Consider the following 17,098-nt stretch of genomic DNA (forward strand, 5'->3'; position numbering starts at 1 on the left):
CGCCTACCCGAGGGTCGGTCGGCTCAATCGCCGGCGGTGGCTCGCTCCTGCACGCGGCGGCGGTAGAGGGCGACGCCCGGGGACGACGTGATGCCGTGCGCCACGAGGCTCGCCGTGACGACGAGCGAGCCTGCGGCGAGCAGCTCGGGCGTCGCGGCGCCGCGCTCCGCCACGAGCGTGAGGTAGAAGATCGCGGAGACGCCGATCGGACCGAACCACCCGAGGTAGACCGCGTCCGGCCGACGGAGACCCAGGGGACGGGCGAGGAGCAGCAGCCACGGCAGGCGACGCAGCAGCAGCACGCCGACCGCGAGCGCCACCCCCGGCCAGCCCAGGGCAGCCCACTCGGCCCACGGGAGCACCGCCCCGAGGTAGACGAAGAACGGCAACGCCGCCATCCGGTTCACCGACTCGTTGAGCCCGGCATCGCGGGCGCGCTCGTCACCCTTGCCCGCGAGGTTGAACGCGATCCCGGCGGCGAACGCGGCGAGGACCCCGTCGAGGCGGAACAGGCCCGACGCGCCGAGCACGGCGAGGGCGAGGAAGACGGTGAACAGCAGTGTCGGCGTCCGCTCGGCCTCCCGGCGGCTCTCGGCGTACGCCAGTGCCCGCGCCCCGAGCCAGCCGAGGCCGCCGCCGAGCACGACGGCGCCCAGCACGGCGTAGACCGCCTCCCCGGTGGCGGCCCCGGCCCCGAGCGGTGCCGCCACCGCGAGCGCGGCGAGCACCAGGGGGAACGCCAGCCCGTCGTTCGCCCCGGACTCCAGCGACAGCACCTCCCGGTCCCGGCCCGGCAGGGTCTTCTCCGCCGGGCGTCCGGTCACGACGCTCGACGCCAGCACCGGGTCGGTGGGGGCGAGCGCAGCGCCCAGCAGGGCCGCGACCCCGAGGCCGACACCGAGGACGGTCGCGGCGACCGCAGCCGTCGTCACCGCCATCAGCGGCATGACCACGACGAGCAGCAGGGCGACCGGACGCCAGCGACGGAGAACCGCCTCGCGGGGATAGCGCAGCGCCACCGCCACGACCGACAGCGCCAGGAGCAGCCGGGACGCATCGTGCAGGTGCGCCGACTCCACGGTCAGCGGCTCCGCGTCGAGCGCCCCGACGACCTGCGGGCCGAGCAGCACGCCGACGAGCAGGGCGACCAACGGCTCCGAGACAGGCAACTGCCGGATGAGCCCCGACACCGCGACCGTGACGACCGCCAACGCGCCGGCCGCAACGAGCAGTACGTCCAGAAAGCTGATCTCCAGCATGAGGCCGCGGGGCTAGCTCTGCTTCGGGACGATGCTGATCGTGTCCGAGCGTTCGAGCACGGCGTAGTCGATCTCGTCGGCGCTCCTCAGGCCCTGGTTGGTGCGCGCCTCCTGGAGGATTTCGTCCATCCGGATGTGGTGGCGGCGCATCCGGTCCTGCAGCGGCGTGCCGCGGTCGATCAGCACCACCGGCGCGCCGTCGATGATCTGGCCGGCCTTCGGGAAGCGCCAGCTGACGTAGTCGCCGATGCGTTCGAGCCCCACCAGCGTGAGCACGACCAGCACCGCCATCGAGATCGAGTAGTCCTCGCCGAGCAGCGCCTGCTGGGTGGCCTCGGACACGATGAGCAGGACGACGAGGTCGAACGTCGTGACCTGAGCGAGCGCGCGCTTGCCCATGACCCGGAAGATCACCAGCAGCGCCACGTAGACGATCGCAGCGCGCAGGATCGCGTCCACGTCGGGTTCCTTCCTCGAAGAGGGGCAGCGGAAATCAGGGGTAGCCGAACTGCCAGAACTGCGCCGGCTCCCCGCCCGGTACGCCGATCGCGCCACGGAGCATCCCGATGTGGTCGGGCCGGACCTGCATCTCGACGGTGACCGGATCCGTGTCGCTGACCGGGAACGTGAGCACGTCACCGCCGTTCGCGGCCGTCCACGTGTCCGGCTGCGGCCACACCTGCTGGATCTGCACGCCGGACAGGAACTCCGAGGAGATCCACACCTCGGCCGTACCGGGCTTCGCGGGCTGCACCTGCAACTGGAGGCTGGAGTCGCCCTTGAAGCGTGTGAAGCGGTCGTAGTCGATCCGGACGAGCCCCGACGGGTCGGTGACCGTGGCCGAGCTCAGCGGCCCCGGCCCGATCAGGCCGGCGAGCGCGGCGAGCGCGATGAGCGCGAACACGCCCCACGCGACGCGCTGCGCGACCTCCGTGCGGCGTCCAGCCCTCTCGGGCTCCTCCAGCTGCAGATCGGACGTGGTCGCCACGCAGCACCCGTACCCGCGGTGACGATCATCGAAACGACGCTCGGGTCATCGCGCCGCGACCGGCGAGGTCGCCGGCGAGCGCCGCGGCGGCCCGCTGCAACAGCGGGACGATCCGCTCGACGGCCGCCCACGTCACCCGGGTCTCCGGGCCGGAGACCGACAGGGCGGTGGTGGACGGGCCGCCGGGCACCGCGACGGCGACGCACCGCACGCCCAGCTCCTGCTCGGCGTCGTCGACGGCGTAGCCCTGGTGCCGGATCCGCTCCAGCTCGCGGGCCAGCCGGTCCGGGTCGATGATCGTGTGCGGGGTCTGCGCCACCATGCCGGTGCGGGCGAGCAGCCCGCGGACGTCCGGCGGCGGCAGCTGCGCCAGCAGCACCTTGCCCACGCCGGTGCAGTGCACCGGCACCCGCCTGCCCACCTCGGTGAACATCCGCATCGAGTGCCGCGACGGCACCTGCGCCACGTAGACCACGGCATCGCCGTCGAGCATGGCCAGGTTCGCGGTCTCCCCCGCCTGGTCCACCAACTCGGCGAGCTGCGGGCGGGCCCACTCGCCCAGCATCCGTGAAGCCGCGTCGCCGAGCCCGATCAGCCGGGGCCCGAGCGCGTAGCGGCGCGACGGCAGCTGCCGCACGTACCCGGACGCGACGAGCGTGCGGATGATCCGGTGGATCGTGGGCAGCGGCAGGCCGGACCGGGCGGCGAGCTCGGACAGCGCGAGGTCGCCGCCCGCCGCTGCCATGTGCTCGAGCAGCGCGAACGCCCGGTCGAGGGACTGCACACCCCCGCTGCGGTCCGGCTGCGTCACACCACCCATGGTTCTCCCTGCGCCAGTTGCGGACTCCCGAGCCTAGTGCGCGCCGGTCAGACCCCCTTCCACGTCGGTCGCTGCTTGGCCCCGAAGGAGCGCACGGCGGCCTGGAAGTCGGCGCTGGCGTAGACGCGCTCCACGATGTCGTCGCCGTCGGGCAGCCCGGCGCGCCGCAGCCGGCGGATCGCCGCCTTGGTGGCCCACATGCTCAGCGGGGCGTGCGACGCGAGGGACGCGATGGTGTCGGCGAGCGCCGCGTCGAGCCCGGCCGCGTCGTCGGCGAGCTGGGTGACGAAGCCTGCGGCGTGCACCTCGGCGGCGTCCAGCAGCCGGGCCCGCAACAGCATGTCGAGCGCGCGGGCCTGCCCGAGGTGCGCAACCAGCAGAGCGGCGGTGTCCATCGACAGGCAGTTGCCCAGCGTCCGCGCGATCGGGATGCCGAACCGGGACCCGGCGGTGGCGATCCGCAGGTCGCAGGCCGCCGCGAGGGCCAGACCGCCGCCGATGCAGTAGCCGTCGACGGCGGCCACGGTGGGCACGCCCGTGTCCTCCAGCCTGCGGACGACGCGCGTGATCCGCTCCTCGTAGGCCACCCCGTCGGCGCCGTCGAAGCCGGCGAACTGCGCGATGTCGGTGCCGGAGACGAAGGCCTTGCCACCCGCGCCGCGCAGCACGAGCACCCGTATGTCCGGGTCGGCGTCCGCTGTCTCGCACGCCTCGTACAGGCCCTCGTACATCGCGAACGTGAGCGCGTTGTGCGCCTGCGGCCGGTTGAACGTGACGCGCAGCGCCACCCCGCCGCGCTCCACCAGTAGCTCGTCGGTCATTCCGCCACCTCCCCCTCGATCATGGCCCCGATCTCCGCATCGCTGTACCCGACCTCCGCGAGCACCGCGCGGGTGTCGGCCCCGAGCACCGGTCCGGCCCCGCCACGCCGGGCGGGAGTGCGCGACAGCCGCATCGGCGACCCGAGCTGGCGGACCGGCCCGAGATCGGGGTGCTCGGCGTCCCAGAAGTAGTCGCGCTGGGCGAGGTGCGCGTCGGTGAACACCTGGCCGTAGTCGTTGATCGGCGCACACGGCACGCCCGCGGCCTCCAGGGCTGCGACGACGTCGGCGCTCGGCCGGGCCGTCGTGGCCTCCTCGATCGCGCCGATCAGCTCGTCCCGGCGGTCGTGCCGGGCGGCCGAGTCGGCGTAGCGCGGGTCGTCGTGCAGGTGCGGCAGGTCGAGCGCGGTGCAGAGCCCGTCCCAGGTCTTGGGCGTGATCGCCCCGAGGGTCACCCAGCCGTCCGCGCACCGCACCGCCTGGTAGGGCGCCTGCGTCTGGTGCGCGGACCCGAGCGGCCGACCGACCTCGCCGGTGGCGAAGTACTTCCCGGCCTCCCACACGGCGAGGGAGACGGCCGACTCGAGCAGCGACACGTCCACCCGCTGCCCGCGCCCGTCCCGGTCCCGCTGGCGCAAGGCGGCGGTGACCGCGAGCGCCGTGTACAGACCGCTGACCAGGTCGCAGATCGGCACGCCGACCTTGACCGGGTCGCCGTCCGGGGTACCGGTGATGCTCATCAGCCCGGAGCGGGCCTGGGCCATGATGTCGAGGCCGGGCAGCGCGGCCAGCGGCCCGTCCTGCCCGAACCCCGACGCCGAGGCGTACACCAGCCGGGGGTTGTGCGCCGTGAGCTCGTCCGGGCCGAGCCCGAGCCGGCGCAGCGCGCCCGGCCGGAGGTTCTCGACGAGCGCATCGGCGCCCGCGACGAGCCGGAGGAAGGCGGCGCGGCCCGCGTCGGACTTGAGGTCGAGCACCACCGACTCCTTGTTCCGGTTGAGGCGGGCGTACGGCGAGCTGTGGCGCGTCCCGTCGCCGCCCTCGAGGAACGGCGCGGTCGCTCGCGTGGGATCGGGCGCCGCCGGATTCTCGATCTTGATGACCCGGGCGCCGAGATCGGCGAGCTGCATGGTGGCGAACGGGGCCGCCATGAACACGCCGATCTCGAGCACCGTGAGCCCGGCGAGCGGGCCGTCGTCAGGTTGCGGCATGCCTACAGCCAACCCGGCACCACCAGCAGCAGCCAGGTGACCACCGGGCCGATCGCCACCATCGAGAATCCCCACCGCATCAGCCGGCGGTAGACGTAGTCGCGCTGCTCGTCGGGGGTGTTGGCCGTGACCAGGGCACCCGAGGTGGAGAACGGGCTGGAGTCGACGATCGACGAGGAGATCGCGAGCGCCGTGATGAGCCCGATCGCGCCGACCTCGCCCGCGAGCAGGAACGGCACCGCGAGCGGGATCAGGGCGCCGAGGATGCCGGTGGTGGAGGCGAACGCGGAGACCGCGGCCCCGATGTAGCAGATGATCAGCGCGGCGAGCAGCGGGACGCCGATCGACGCGACCTGGTTGCCCAGGAAGTCGATCGTGCCGATCTCCTGCATGAGGTTGACGTAGGTGACGATGCCGCAGATCAGCAGCACGGTCGGCCACGCGACCTGGGCCACGGCACCCTTGTAGGCCTTCGGGGCCAGAAACGAGAGCAGCACGGCGGCGGTGATGGCGAGCAGGCCGACGTCGAGGCCGAACCCGAGTGCCCCGACCGCCACGCCGACGAGCGCGACGAGGGTCAGCGACCGGTTCAGGTCGAGCGTGGTGACCGGTTCGTGGTCGCCTTCCTTGAAAGACGCGCCGGTGGCTCCGCTGGTGGTGGCCTTCGCCGCGCCGGGGCCGCCCTTGGCGAGCTGCGTCGCGCCCGGCTCCGCCGCGCCCACCGGCCCCTCCTCGGCCCGGCGACCCAGCAGCTTCCGTCCGCCGAAGAGGAAGAACATCACGACGTTCAGCAGCACGTTGAAGATCAGGCTGCCGAGGAACAGGATCAGCGGGCTGCCGGGGAGGTCGTTCTCGGCCACCACCGTGTTGGTGATGACGCCGAAGATGCTGATCGGGGAGAAGCCGCCCGCGCTGGCCCCGTTGATGATCGACAGACCCATCAGCACCGGGTTGATCTTGTGGCGCACGGCGAAGCTGAGCCCGATCGGCGCGATGATCGCGACCGCTGCGGGCACCACGGAGCCGAACGCCGTGAGCACCCCGGTGACCGCGAACATGATCCACGGGATCAGGGCGATCCGGCCGCCCACACCCTTGACCGCGACGTGCACGAGCCAGTCGACGGTGCCGTTGGCCCGGGCGATCGCGAAGAGGAACGTGACGCCGACCAGGATCACGAACAGGCTGCCGGGGAACTGCGCGAAGATCCCGTCGGCGACGTCGTCCGGGCTCCCCTCGAGCACCAGCGAGCCGATGACGAACGCGGCGACGAGCGAGAGCGCCCCGAGGTTGATCGGGAACACGGTGGCGATGACGAACGCGGCCACCAGCGCGAGGATCGAGATGACTTCGAAGGACATGGGCAGTTCCTCACGGCAGGCGATGGCGGGAGGTACGCGTTCCGTAATGCGGAAGTCCAATTCCGGGCGGAAGTATGGGCGTGCTTACATCTCAGCGTCAACCCCGGCGAAATCGTTGCTGCCGTGCTTCCGGCACCAAGAGTGGACGACTCGGCCGCTATGCGGTAGACCACTTCCACGATGCGAGAGCGTCTCGACCAGCAGCGAGGGAGAGCGATGACCGCCACCGGAGGCCGGCACTTCCTGCAGATCCCCGGTCCGACGAACGTGCCGGACCGCGTGCTGCGGGCCATGTCCGCGCCCACGATCGATCATCGCGGACCCGAGTTCGCCGAGCTCACGCGCGCCCTGCTGCCCGCACTGGGCCCGGTGTTCGGCACGGCGGGACCGGTCGTGGTCTACCCGTCGTCCGGCACCGGGGCGTGGGAGGCCGCGCTGGTCAACACCCTCAGCCCCGGCGACCGGGTGCTGATGAGCGAGACCGGCCACTTCTCGACGCTCTGGTCCGAGCTCGCCGGGCGGCTGGGGCTGCAGGTGGAGGTGCTGCCCGGCGACTGGCGGCGCGGCGCCGACCCCGCGGCCATCGGCGAGCGGCTCGCCGCCGACGGGGGCCACGAGATCAAGGCCGTGTGCGTGGTGCACAACGAGACCTCCACCGGCGTGACCAGCCGGGTACCCGACGTCCGCGCCGCGATCGACGCCGCCGGCCACCCCGCGCTGCTGCTCGTCGACACGATCTCCTCGCTCGCCTCGATCGACTACCGCCACGACGAGTGGGGCGTGGACGTCACCGTCTCCGGGTCGCAGAAGGGCCTGATGCTGCCACCGGGACTGGGTTTCAACGCGATCAGCGCGAAGGCGCTGAAGACGTCCCGGTCGGCCGGGCTCCCCCGGTCGTACTGGGACTGGGCGCCGATCCTGGAGGCCAATGCCCGCGGCTTCTTCCCCTACACCCCCGCCACGAACCTGCTCTACGGGCTGCGCGAGGCGTGCGCGATGCTCGCCGGGGAAGGGCTGCCGAACGTCTTCGCCCGCCACCAGCGGCACGCCGCCGCCACCCGCGCCGCCGTCCGCGCGTGGGGGCTGGAGATCCTCTGCGCCGACGAGCGCGAGCACTCCGGCTCGCTCACCGCGGTGCTGCTGCCCGAGGGCCACGACGCCGACGCCGTGCGCGCGGTGATCCTGGAGCGGTTCGACATGTCGCTCGGTGCCGGGCTCGGCAAGCTCGCCGGGAAGGTCTTCCGGATCGGGCACCTCGGCCACTTCAACGACCTCACGCTGGCCGGCACCCTCTCCGGCGTGCAGATGGGCCTGCAGCTGGCCGGGGTACCGATCAAGCCCGGAGGCGTGGAGGCGGCCCTCGACGTGCTGCGCGACGCCGGATGACCGACCTCATGACCGACCTCACCGCCGCCCTGTCGCGCGAGATCGAGGGCGAGGTCGGGTTCGACGACTACACCCGCCACCTCTACTCCCGCGACGCGAGCATGTACGCGATCACGCCGCGGGGGGTGGTCTCGCCCCGGCATGCCGGCGACGTCGTCGCCGCCGTTCGGATCACCGCCGAGCACGGCGTGCCCGTCCTGCCTCGCGGGGCCGCCACCAGCCTGGCCGGGCAGACGGTCGGGGACGCGCTGGTGCTCGACCTGTCCCGGCACATGAGCGAGATCCTCGAGCTGGACCCGGAGGCCCGCACCGCGCGCGTGCAACCCGGCGTGGTGCAGGACCAGCTCACAGGGCCGCGGGCGCGCACGGGTTGATGTTCGGCCCCGACACGTCCACGTCCAACCGCGCGACGCTCGGCGGGATGATCGGCAACAACTCCGCGGGCAGCGGGTCGGTGCGCTACGGGATGACGATCGACCACGTCCAGGCGCTGGACGTGGTGCTGTCCGACGCCTCGACGGCACACTTCGCCCCGGTGGACGAGGCCGAGCGCGCCCGTCGCGCCGCGGCGTCGACGCTCGAAGGCGGGCTGTACCGGGAGCTGCCCGCACTGGTGGACGCCCACCGCGGCGCCATCGGCACCGGCATGCCCGGGTTCTGGCGCCGGGCGGGCGGCTACCGGCTGGACCGTCTCGTCGACGGACCGTTCGACCTCGCCAAGTTCGTGGTGGGCTCGGAGGGCACACTCGTCGTCGTCACGGAGGCGACCGTCGGGCTCGTCCCGAAGCCGCCTCGCACCGTGATCGCGGTGGGGCACTTCCGTTCCACGCAGGCCGCCATCGCCGCCACCGAGGACGCGCTGTCGCTCGACCCGGCGGCCGTCGAGCTGATGGACCGCACGATCCTCGACCTCTCCCGGCAGAAGATCGAGTACGCGGCGCTCGGCACGATCCTGCACGACGATCCGGACGCGCTGCTGTTCGTCTCCTTCACCGGCGACGACCCGGCAGAGCTCGGTGCATCACTGGACCGGCTCACCGCGCTGTGGGAGCGCCACGGCCACGGCTACCACACGCTGCGCGCCGAGACGCCCGCGCAGCAGGGGGCACTGCTCAAGGTGCGCAAGTCGGGTCTCGGGCTGCTCATGGCCGCGAGCCAGGGCTCGAACCGGCCCCTGGCGTTCGTGGAGGACACCGCGGTCGACCCGAGCCGGCTCGCCGAGTACACCGAGCGGTTCGCGAAGGTGCTCGACCGGCACGGGATGCAGGCGGGCTTCTACGGGCACTGCTCGGTGGGCTGCCTGCACATCCGGCCGTTCGTCGACCTCAGCCGGCCCGACGAGGTCGTGAAGATGCGCGCGGTGGCGGAGGAGATCCGCGACCTCGTCGCCGAGTTCGGCGGCGTGAACTCCTCCGAGCACGGCGACGGGCTCGCCCGCAGCGAGTTCAACCGGCAGCTGTTCGGCGACGAGCTCTACGAGGCGATGCGCCGGGTCAAGGCGATCTTCGACCCGGACGCGCGGATGAACCCCGGCAAGATCGTCGACTCGCCGTCGATGACCGACCACCTGCGCGACCCCGCACTCCCGCCCGCTCCCCCGCTGCGCACCGCGCTGGACTTCACGGTGGTGAGCGGCGGCGAGCACGGGATGCGCGGCGCGGCCGACCGCTGCATGAACATCGGCCTGTGCCGCAAGACCGACGCCGGCGCGATGTGCCCGTCCTACATGGCCACCCGCCGCGAGCACGACTCCACCCGCGGCCGCGCGAACGCGCTCGTCAAGGCGCTGAGCGAGCCCGACCCGCACGTCGCGCTCGGCGACGACGGCCTGCACGAGGCGCTCGACCTGTGCCTGATGTGCAAGGCCTGCAAGAGCGAGTGCCCGCTGTCGGTGGACATGGCGACGCTGAAGAGCGAGGCGCTGCACCACGCCCACCAGCTGCACGGCACACCGGCGCGGTCGCGGGTGTTCGCCGGGATCCGGGCGCTGAACCGGCTCGGCGCCGCCACGGCCCCGCTGTCGAACCTGCCGGGCCGCGTCCCGGCCCTGCGCCGGATGTTGGGCGCGCGTCTGGGCATCGCCCCGCAACGTCCGCTGCCCACGTTCACCCGCCGTACGCTGCCGCGCTGGTTCCGCGGCCGGCCGCGCCCCGTGGTCCCCGGCTCGCGCGGCCCGCTGACCCTGCTCGCCGACTCGTTCACGAGCTTCACCGAGCCCGCCGTCGGCATCGCCGCCGTGGAGCTGCTGGAGCGGGCCGGGTGGGACGTGCGGCTCGAGGACGGCGGCTGCTGCGGCCGTGCCGCGTTCTCGAAGGGCATGCTCGACCAGGCGAAACGGCAGGCGTCCGGCCTGCTCGACGCGCTGACCGGCACCTCCGGCCCGATCGCGGGCGTGGAACCGTCCTGCCTGCTGACCCTGCGCGACGAGCATCGCGCCCTGCTCGGCGACGACCCGCGCGTCACCGACGTGGGAGGCCGGGCCCGGCTGGTGGACGACCTGCTCGTCGAGGCCATCGACGACGGCGCGCTGACCCTTCGCGATGGCTCGTGGCCCGCGGGGAAGCGGATTCTGTTCCACGGCCACTGCCACCAGAAGGCCGAGGTCGGCACCGCCGCGACGGTGGCCTTGCTGAAGCGCATCCCGGGCGCGGAGGTGGTGGAGCTGGACGCCGGCTGCTGCGGGATGGCGGGCTCGTTCGGGTTCGAGGCGGAGCACTACGACGTCTCGATGTCGGTGGGTGAGGACCGGCTGTTCCCGGCCGTACGCGCCGAACCGCAGGACACCATCGTGGCGGCCACCGGAGTGTCGTGCCGGCAGCAGATCGCGCACGGCACCACCCGGCGCGCGCACCATCCCGTGGAGCCGATCCGCGCGGCCATCGCCTGAAGTCACCGGGGGTTCCGGCGCGGTTTCTGCGCCGGGTCCACCCATTTCGGCGGGATGAACTCCGGCCACTCGTCCGCGATCCGGACGATCCATCCGGAATGGTGGATCAACCGGTGGTGCGCCCGACAAAGCATGACCAAGTTGTCGAGCTTGGTGTGGCCGTCGTGCTCCCATTCGAGGACGTGGTGAATTTCGCACCAGGACGGGGCTCGGTCACATCCCGGGTGCGCGCATCTCCGGTCCCGTGCGGTCACTGCGCGCCGGAGTCCGTCGGGAATAACTCGCGTCGAGCGCCCGACGTCGAGCGGCTGTCCTTTTCCGTTCAGCACGATGGGGATCACGCCGGCGTCGCAGGCGAGCATCCGCAGCGATTCCGGGGTGAGGGTGCCGCCGAAGTCGAGCATCGCCGCCCGGGCGCGGTCTTCGAGGTCCTCGAGGCGGATGAGCACGGTGAGGTGCGGCCGCCGGCCACCGGTGTCGGGGACGTCGCCGTGGTCGAGGACGTACCCGCAGATGTCCGCGAGTGCGTCGGCCTGCCGCCGCTCCGCCCCCCGGCGGTCGTCGGAGTCGAGGGGCTTCGATTTGGCGTCGATCAGGGTGGCGATGGTGTCGAACATGGCCGCGTCCTCGAACTGGCCTTTGAGTTCGCCGCCGGGGCGGTCGCGGAACCGCCGCACCTGCAGGGTGTTGACCGGGACGTGCGGGCGGTCGTCGGGGGCGGGGCCGTCCTGGTCGAGCCGGTCGATCAGATCCGTGCCGTAGGCGCGCAGTTGGGCGGGGGTGTAGTCGGCGGCGCGGGCGGCGAGTTCTTCCTCGACCCCGGCCCGCTGGTCCTCGCTGAGTCGGCCGGCGGTGGGGGTGGCGAGCAGGGTGATGATCACGTCGACGTGCCGCAGGCTCGCCTGCCCGGCCGCGAACGCCTTGCCGGTGGCGGGGAGCTTCGCCTCCAGCACGGTGTCGTCCAGCTCCACCCGCTCACACGTGTGCTCCGCGGCCGTCACGCGGCGGCGGGCCTCGAACCACTCCCAGCCCAGCAGGTCGACCAACGCACCTTCGGGCTTCTTGTAGCCGCGCTCGGCGAACGTCCCCCGCCGCTGCAACGTCGCCACGGTCGAGACGGTCAGATAATCCAGTCGCCGGGTCATTCCCTCGGCGAGCGTGAGCACCGACAGCAACTCGTCGTCGGTGGCCATCGACGATTCCGCGGCCGCGCACAGTTCGTCGACCGCCGCCTGCAGGTGGCGGTACGCGGTGGCGACCGAGTCGTCGGACATGCCCCCGAGTTTAGTCGAACATGTTTTCGAGCGGTGGAGCTATTCGAGTGAATGCAGGATTTGCAATAGCGAATGGATCATGGAGGCTTTGCTTGTGTGCGCGAGCAACCCTTCGGTCGGCTTGGGCAAACTACTGATTACGTGGCCGCCTTGCGAGATACTCATCTTGCCTCCCGGGCCCAGGCACATGATCCTCCTGTCTGGTCTCATAAGGGACTATCCTGTGGTTGCCTGAAACAGGACCACAGCCAGTTGAGCGGCTACCCGGCAGCGACTCTCGTCGTGACCGCGGTGCGCCCAAGTCGGGTACGGCTGCCAGACCAGCCACACCATTCGCTGTTCACCCGAGCCAGCCCCGAGACCAACCGCAGCGGCCGCTAAGCCGGAGCCGACCCCCCGTGCGGCGCCGATCCCGCCATCAGCTCCGCGATGGCCCGCCGGTCCTCCTCCGAGGGGAAGCCCCAGTCGCGCTCGTACTCGTACACCTCGTGCAGCGGCGTGCCGACGGTCTGCCCGGTGAGGATCTCCACGGCGTCCGACCCGATCAGCCCGGGGTGCTCCACACCGGCGGCGTCGGCGATCTTCAGCAGGTCGCGCCGGAGCGTGCGGATGTAGTTGGCGGCGCGCACCGACTTGAGCGCCGGGTCCAGCCCGTGGGCGAGCCAGGGGTTCTGGGTGGCGACGCCGGTGGGGCAGGTGTCGGTGTGGCACTTCTGCGCCTGGATGCAGCCGACGGCAAGCATCGCCTCCCGCCCGACGTTGATCATGTCGACGCCGAGGGCCAGCGCCACGACGGCGTTGTCGGGCAGGCCCAGCTTCCCGGCGCCGACGAACACCACCTGCTCGTGGAGGCCGCGCTCGGCGAACATCCGGTAGACGCGGCTGAAGCCGAGCCGGAACGGCAGCGCGACCGAGTCGGTGAACACCAGTGGTGAGGCACCGGTGCCGCCCTCCCCGCCGTCGATGGTCACGAAGTCGACACCGCGGTCGGTCTCGGTCATGAGCCGGGTGAGCTCGTCCCAGAAGTCGAGGTCCCCGACCGCCGACTTGATCCCGACCGGCAGCCCGGTCTCCGCCGCCAGCAACTCCACCCAGTCCAGCAGCTCGTCGGTGCTGGCGAACTCGGCGTGCCGCGACGGGCTCACGCAGTCCTCGCCGACGGGAACCCCGCGGGTCTCGGCGATCTCCGCTGACACCTTCGCCGCCGGCAGCAGCCCGCCGAGCCCGGGCTTGGCACCCTGGCTGAGCTTGACCTCCAGTGCCCGCACGGGCGTACTGGCCACCACGTCCTTGAGCCGGTGCAGCTGGAAGCGGCCGCGGGAGTCGCGGCACCCGAAGTAGCCGGTGCCGATCTGCCACACCAGCTCCCCGCCGCGGCGGTGGTACGGCGAGACGCTGCCTTCACCCGTGTTGTGCAGGCAACCGGCGAGCTTCGCCCCGGCGTTGAGCGCCTCCACTGCCCGGCCGGACAGCGAGCCGAAGCTCATCCCCGAGATGTTCACGATCGAGTCCGGCCGGAACGCGTGCCGTCGCCCACGGGCCGCGCCCAGCACCTTGGCGCACGGCACCCACGCCTCCTCGCCCGCCCGGGGGTGCGACGGCGGCACCGGACCGCCGAACGTCCGATGCTTGATGATCACGTAGCCGGGCGTGTGCTCGACGTCGTTGTCGGTGCCGAACCCGAAGTAGTTGTTCTCGAGCTTCGCCGAGGCGTAGACCCAGCGCCGCTGGTCGCGGCTGAACGGGCGCTCCTCGTCGTTGCCCGCCACGACGTACTGCCGCAGCTCCGGCCCGATCGCCTCGATCAGGTACCGGGCGTGCCCGACTACCGGGAAGTTGCGCAACAGCGCATGGCGGCGCTGCAGCAGGTCGTGCGCGGCGACCCCGGCCGCGGCGGCGATCGGAAGGACACGGCTCCACCTCACCCGGCCCAGTCTGGTCACCCGGCCGGGGACGCGCAGGATCTACCGGCGGTTCAGGCGGCCAGGACCGCCCCCACCGGCTCGCCGTGGCCCAGCACGTCGACCCGGCCGACCTCGTCGAGCGCAGCCGACTCGACGCCCAACGCCCGCAACGCCGCCGCGACCACCACCGGCACCGGGCGCGCCGCGCCGTCGGCGACCTTCACCGCCAGCGCACGCCCGTCCGGCAACGCAGCGGCGAAGACGCCCTCCGCGCCGTCCTTCGCAACGAGCCCCGGGACGGCGCCGAGGATCCGGGTCACCGGGCGGCCGGTCCCGCCGACCATGTGCGGGTGAGCCCCGACGGCCGCCGCCACCCGGTGCTCGGGCGTACCCGCGGCGGCGGTGGCGATCCGGGAGAACGCACGGGCGAGCCCGGCGACGGTGCAGGAGAACAGGGGTGCGCCGCAGCCGTCGACGGTGACGTGCGCCGGGTCGCCGTCTCCGGTCAGTTCCGCCACCGTGGCCCGGATGGCCTGCTGCAGCGGGTGCGCCGGGTCGCGGTAGCCGGCGGGGTCCCATCCGGCGGCGACGCAGGTGGCCAGCATCGCCGCGTGCTTCCCCGAGCAGTTCTGGGCGATCGACGCCAGGCCGTTCCCCGCCGCGCGCCAGGCGAAGGCGGCGCCGTCGTCGAGCGGGAGGGTCGGCGTGTTCTGCAGGTCGGACTCGGTGAGGCCGGCCCCGGCGAGCACGGCACGCGCACCGTCGAGGTGGAACGACTCTCCGGAGTGGCTCGCGCAGGCCAGGGCGAGCAGCTCGCCGTCCAGGTCGAGCCCCGCCCGGAGCATGGCGACGGCCTGCACCGGCTTGAGCGAGGACCGCGGGAAGAAGACGGTGTCCGGCCGGCCCCTGCGGAGCGCGACGCCCCCGTCCGACCCGAACCCGATCAGGTGCCCGCGGTGCACCGATTCCACCACTTCGCCGCGCACCACGTGCGCGATCACGTCCGTCCCGTCGTCGATCACGCCCCGACGCTACGCGGGCGCCGCGAGACCTGGCGCGTGCCGCGGTAGCGGCCGCTCACAGCCGCACCGGCCGGGCCGGGGACTCGACGATCACCGCGAGCATCCCCGCCTCCGACCCCGACTCGTGCTCCTCGCCCGGCCGCCACAGCACCGCCTCGCCACCGTCCGCCGTCAGCGGGCGGCGGTGCCCGTCCTCACCCGCCACCCAGCCCTCGCCGTGGACCACGGCGAAGAGCTGCCACCCCGTTGCGGGGTGGCGCCCGATGCCCCCGCCCGGACCGATCCGGGCCAGGTGGACGAAGACTTTGTCCGGCGCCTCGCGGAAGCCTGCCACTGGGCCGATCTCGACCCCGGTGCTGCCGAACCGGGTGAGCGCCTCCGACGGCAGCGTCACGATCTCCACGACTCCAGCCTCCTGCTCCGTCACACGACCGGGTCCTGCAGCAGCGCCCCGGTTTCCGCGCGACCGGTCCCGACAACCCCTCCAGTGTCCGACGAGCACAGCGAAGGGAGCAGGAACATGGCCATCACCATCGACGACCCGACCCGGCTCGAGGGCGCTGAGGTGCGCGGCGGGGACGGAAGCAAGCTGGGCAGCGTCGACGCGGTCTACTTCGACAACGACACCTACCGGCCCGAATGGGTGTCGGTCCGCACCGGGATGCTGGGCACCCACTCGTCCCTGGTGCCGCTCGCGCGGGCCGACTACGACGGCAACGCGCTGCACGTGCCGTTCGACAAGGACGTGGTGAAGGCCGCGCCGCACCACGATCCCGGCGAGGAGCTGAGCCCGCGGGACGAGGAGGGCCTGTTCCGGCACTACGGGATGCGCGGCGACGGGGCGGGACCGACCCACGACACGTCCGGGCGTTCCACCGACAACGCGATGACGCGGTCGGAGGAGCGGATGCGCGTCGGCACCGAGACCCACGAGACCGGCCGGGCGCGGCTGCGCAAGTACGTCGTCACCGAGCACCAGCAGGTCGACGTGCCGGTGTCGCACGAGGAGGTCCGGGTCGAGCGCGAGCCGATCACCGACGCCAACCGGGGCGAGGCCTACGACGGACCCGCGATCTCCGAGGCCGAGCACGAGGTCACGCTGCACGCCGAGCGGCCCGTGGACACGGAGGTCAACCCGGTCGAGCGCGTTCGGCTGGGCACCGAGACGGTGCGCGACACCGAGCAGGTCGACGCCGACGTCCGGCACGAGGAGATCGAGGTCGACGACGGGCGCCGCGACCGGCGGTGATGCGCCCGCCCGCGCGCCGGGTGCGGGGACGGCGGTCCCGCACCCGGCCGGGCGTCGCCCGGCCCGTTGTCACGGGGCGATCGTGGGCCGGCCGAGGAAGGTGCTGCCCTCCCGGCCCGGCACGACGATCTCCCGGAACCCCATCCGGTCGTAGAAGGCCCTGGCGCGGGTGTTCGCGCTCGCCATCTCGAGGTGGACGGCCGGGACGCCGGCGGCGCCCAGCGCGCGCAGGAAGGTAGTCATCAACGCACGCCCCAGACCGGCACCCTGGTGGCCCGGCAGCAGGTCGATGTGCAGGTGCGCCGGGTGGTCCGCGACCTGCGGCACGAGCATCCGCTCGGGGTCGTGCATCAGGTTGACCATGCCTTCGGTGGGAGTGGTGGGTTCGCCGGTCAGCGGCGGATACCGCTCGGCCAGCCGCGGCAGCCACTCCTGACGGAACCGTCGCACGAACCGGGGCGTGTCGGCCGTGCCCACGATGTAGCCCACGGCCTGCCCGTCGTCGTTGGCGACGAACGCGAACTCCGGCTCGAGCTCCACGTAGGGCAGGGCGAAGATGTTCGGCAGCAGGTCCCGGTCCGGGTACAGCGCGCTCGCGTCCTCGCCCACGTCACCGGTGCGGACGCAGATGTCGGCCACCGCGGCGCGGTCGGCGGGGGCGTACGGGCGGATGATCGGCATGGCCCCCATCATTCGGTGCCGTCGTCGCCGGGCGCTCCCCGGGCCAGGCCGGAGAGGACGTCCAGCGCGGCCTCCAGGGCCGGGACGGGCGGGGCGGCCAACGCGAGCCGCACGGCGTTGGGCGCGTGTGCCGCGCCCACCGCGTACGCCGCGGCGGGCGTCACGGCGATGCCGCGGCGGGCCGCCGCCGCCACGAACATGTCGGCCCGCCACGGTGGCGGCAGCTCCCACCAGC

General features: G+C 72.7%; 15 protein-coding genes and 2 pseudogenes. 4 read left to right on the forward strand and 13 right to left on the reverse strand.

The genetic code is table 11. The annotated features are described in order from the left end of the window. Positions 1–23: 23 nt before the first annotated feature. The 7 genes from KME75_RS19080 to KME75_RS19110 are packed head-to-tail and all read right to left on the reverse strand — an operon-like array spanning position 24 to position 6,460. On the reverse strand, positions 24–1,259 hold the full coding sequence (locus KME75_RS19080) for a cation:proton antiporter domain-containing protein (RefSeq protein ID WP_219416213.1): 1,236 nt from the start codon (positions 1,257–1,259) through the stop codon (positions 24–26). Positions 1,260–1,271: 12 nt separating this feature from the next. Beyond that, positions 1,272–1,718 carry a DUF421 domain-containing protein gene (locus tag KME75_RS19085; RefSeq protein ID WP_219416214.1) on the reverse strand — a complete coding sequence of 149 codons (447 nt, stop codon included), beginning with the start codon at positions 1,716–1,718 and terminating at the stop codon, positions 1,272–1,274. Between the two features lie 34 nt (positions 1,719–1,752). Continuing rightward, the gene (locus KME75_RS19090) at positions 1,753–2,247 is read right to left on the reverse strand and encodes a hypothetical protein (RefSeq protein ID WP_219416215.1); all 495 of its coding nucleotides are present in this window, start codon (positions 2,245–2,247) and stop codon (positions 1,753–1,755) included. A gap of 25 nt (positions 2,248–2,272) precedes the next feature. Next, entirely contained in the window at positions 2,273–3,067 is a 795-nt protein-coding gene (locus KME75_RS19095) for an IclR family transcriptional regulator (protein ID WP_219416216.1), read from the reverse strand. Positions 3,068–3,114: 47 nt separating this feature from the next. Beyond that, positions 3,115–3,888 (reverse strand): enoyl-CoA hydratase, encoded by a 774-nt coding sequence (locus KME75_RS19100; RefSeq protein ID WP_219416217.1) that lies wholly within the window; start codon positions 3,886–3,888, stop codon positions 3,115–3,117. Further along, a complete protein-coding gene (locus tag KME75_RS19105; RefSeq protein WP_219416218.1) occupies positions 3,885–5,099 on the reverse strand; it encodes a CaiB/BaiF CoA transferase family protein in 1,215 nt (404 codons plus the stop codon). Before KME75_RS19105 ends, KME75_RS19100 begins: the two co-directional genes overlap by 4 nt. A gap of 2 nt (positions 5,100–5,101) precedes the next feature. Further along, positions 5,102–6,460, reverse strand: coding sequence for an SLC13 family permease (locus KME75_RS19110; protein WP_219416219.1), 1,359 nt, complete (start codon positions 6,458–6,460; stop codon positions 5,102–5,104). 216 nt (positions 6,461–6,676) lie between these two features. Between KME75_RS19110 and KME75_RS19115 the strand changes: the two genes are divergently transcribed. The 3 genes and pseudogenes from KME75_RS19115 (at position 6,677) to KME75_RS43335 (ending at position 10,733) form a co-directional block, all read left to right on the forward strand. Further along, on the forward strand, positions 6,677–7,846 hold the full coding sequence (locus KME75_RS19115; RefSeq protein WP_219416220.1) for a pyridoxal-phosphate-dependent aminotransferase family protein: 1,170 nt from the start codon (positions 6,677–6,679) through the stop codon (positions 7,844–7,846). Between the two features lie 101 nt (positions 7,847–7,947). Beyond that, positions 7,948–9,683, forward strand: a pseudogene (locus KME75_RS43330) (FAD-binding oxidoreductase); the annotation flags it as partial. 219 nt (positions 9,684–9,902) lie between these two features. Continuing rightward, on the forward strand, positions 9,903–10,733 hold the full coding sequence (locus KME75_RS43335) for a heterodisulfide reductase-related iron-sulfur binding cluster (protein WP_372452629.1): 831 nt from the start codon (positions 9,903–9,905) through the stop codon (positions 10,731–10,733). 2 nt (positions 10,734–10,735) lie between these two features. On the opposite strand, the gene KME75_RS19125 is transcribed toward KME75_RS43335, so the two are convergent. The 4 genes from KME75_RS19125 to KME75_RS19140 all read right to left on the reverse strand — a co-directional run bounded on the left by KME75_RS19125 (position 10,736) and on the right by KME75_RS19140 (position 15,360). Beyond that, positions 10,736–12,007: an HNH endonuclease signature motif containing protein gene (locus KME75_RS19125; protein ID WP_219416221.1), complete on the reverse strand. Its 1,272-nt coding sequence runs from the start codon at positions 12,005–12,007 to the stop codon at positions 10,736–10,738. 377 nt (positions 12,008–12,384) lie between these two features. Beyond that, entirely contained in the window at positions 12,385–13,932 is a 1,548-nt protein-coding gene (locus tag KME75_RS19130; RefSeq protein ID WP_219416222.1) for an FMN-binding glutamate synthase family protein, read from the reverse strand. 50 nt (positions 13,933–13,982) lie between these two features. Continuing rightward, a complete protein-coding gene (locus KME75_RS19135; protein ID WP_308282898.1) occupies positions 13,983–14,933 on the reverse strand; it encodes an asparaginase in 951 nt (316 codons plus the stop codon). A 55-nt stretch (positions 14,934–14,988) separates the two neighbouring features. Further along, complete coding sequence (locus tag KME75_RS19140) at positions 14,989–15,360, reverse strand: cupin domain-containing protein (protein ID WP_219416223.1); 372 nt, start codon at positions 15,358–15,360, stop codon at positions 14,989–14,991. A gap of 93 nt (positions 15,361–15,453) precedes the next feature. Here KME75_RS19140 and KME75_RS19145 point away from each other — a divergent pair, with 93 nt between their 5' ends. Then, entirely contained in the window at positions 15,454–16,182 is a 729-nt protein-coding gene (locus tag KME75_RS19145) for a DUF2382 domain-containing protein (RefSeq protein ID WP_219416224.1), read from the forward strand. A gap of 69 nt (positions 16,183–16,251) precedes the next feature. On the opposite strand, the gene KME75_RS19150 is transcribed toward KME75_RS19145, so the two are convergent. Together KME75_RS19150 and KME75_RS19155 are read right to left on the reverse strand one after the other, a co-directional pair. After that, positions 16,252–16,863: a GNAT family N-acetyltransferase gene (locus tag KME75_RS19150; protein WP_219416225.1), complete on the reverse strand. Its 612-nt coding sequence runs from the start codon at positions 16,861–16,863 to the stop codon at positions 16,252–16,254. 8 nt (positions 16,864–16,871) lie between these two features. Then, a pseudogene (locus KME75_RS19155) lies at positions 16,872–17,098 on the reverse strand (PLP-dependent aminotransferase family protein); the annotation flags it as partial.

This window comes from Pseudonocardia nigra, assembly GCF_019396355.1.
In the GTDB taxonomy this organism is placed as follows: Bacteria; Actinomycetota; Actinomycetes; order Mycobacteriales; family Pseudonocardiaceae; genus Pseudonocardia; species Pseudonocardia nigra.

What these genes read in the sequence shown, in the direction of transcription:
- KME75_RS19110 (WP_219416219.1), bottom strand. Translation starts at nt 6,460, where the DNA reads ATGTCCTTCGAAGTCATCTCGATCCTCGCGCTGGTGGCCGCGTTCGTC.
- KME75_RS19095 (WP_219416216.1), bottom strand. Translation starts at nt 3,067, where the DNA reads ATGGGTGGTGTGACGCAGCCGGACCGCAGCGGGGGTGTGCAGTCCCTC.
- KME75_RS19125 (WP_219416221.1), bottom strand. Translation starts at nt 12,007, where the DNA reads ATGTCCGACGACTCGGTCGCCACCGCGTACCGCCACCTGCAGGCGGCG.
- KME75_RS19115 (WP_219416220.1), top strand. Translation starts at nt 6,677, where the DNA reads ATGACCGCCACCGGAGGCCGGCACTTCCTGCAGATCCCCGGTCCGACG.
- KME75_RS19145 (WP_219416224.1), top strand. Translation starts at nt 15,454, where the DNA reads ATGGCCATCACCATCGACGACCCGACCCGGCTCGAGGGCGCTGAGGTG.
- KME75_RS19150 (WP_219416225.1), bottom strand. Translation starts at nt 16,863, where the DNA reads ATGCCGATCATCCGCCCGTACGCCCCCGCCGACCGCGCCGCGGTGGCC.
- KME75_RS19100 (WP_219416217.1), bottom strand. Translation starts at nt 3,888, where the DNA reads ATGACCGACGAGCTACTGGTGGAGCGCGGCGGGGTGGCGCTGCGCGTC.
- KME75_RS43335 (WP_372452629.1), top strand. Translation starts at nt 9,903, where the DNA reads ATGTTGGGCGCGCGTCTGGGCATCGCCCCGCAACGTCCGCTGCCCACG.
- KME75_RS19080 (WP_219416213.1), bottom strand. Translation starts at nt 1,259, where the DNA reads ATGCTGGAGATCAGCTTTCTGGACGTACTGCTCGTTGCGGCCGGCGCG.
- KME75_RS19105 (WP_219416218.1), bottom strand. Translation starts at nt 5,099, where the DNA reads ATGCCGCAACCTGACGACGGCCCGCTCGCCGGGCTCACGGTGCTCGAG.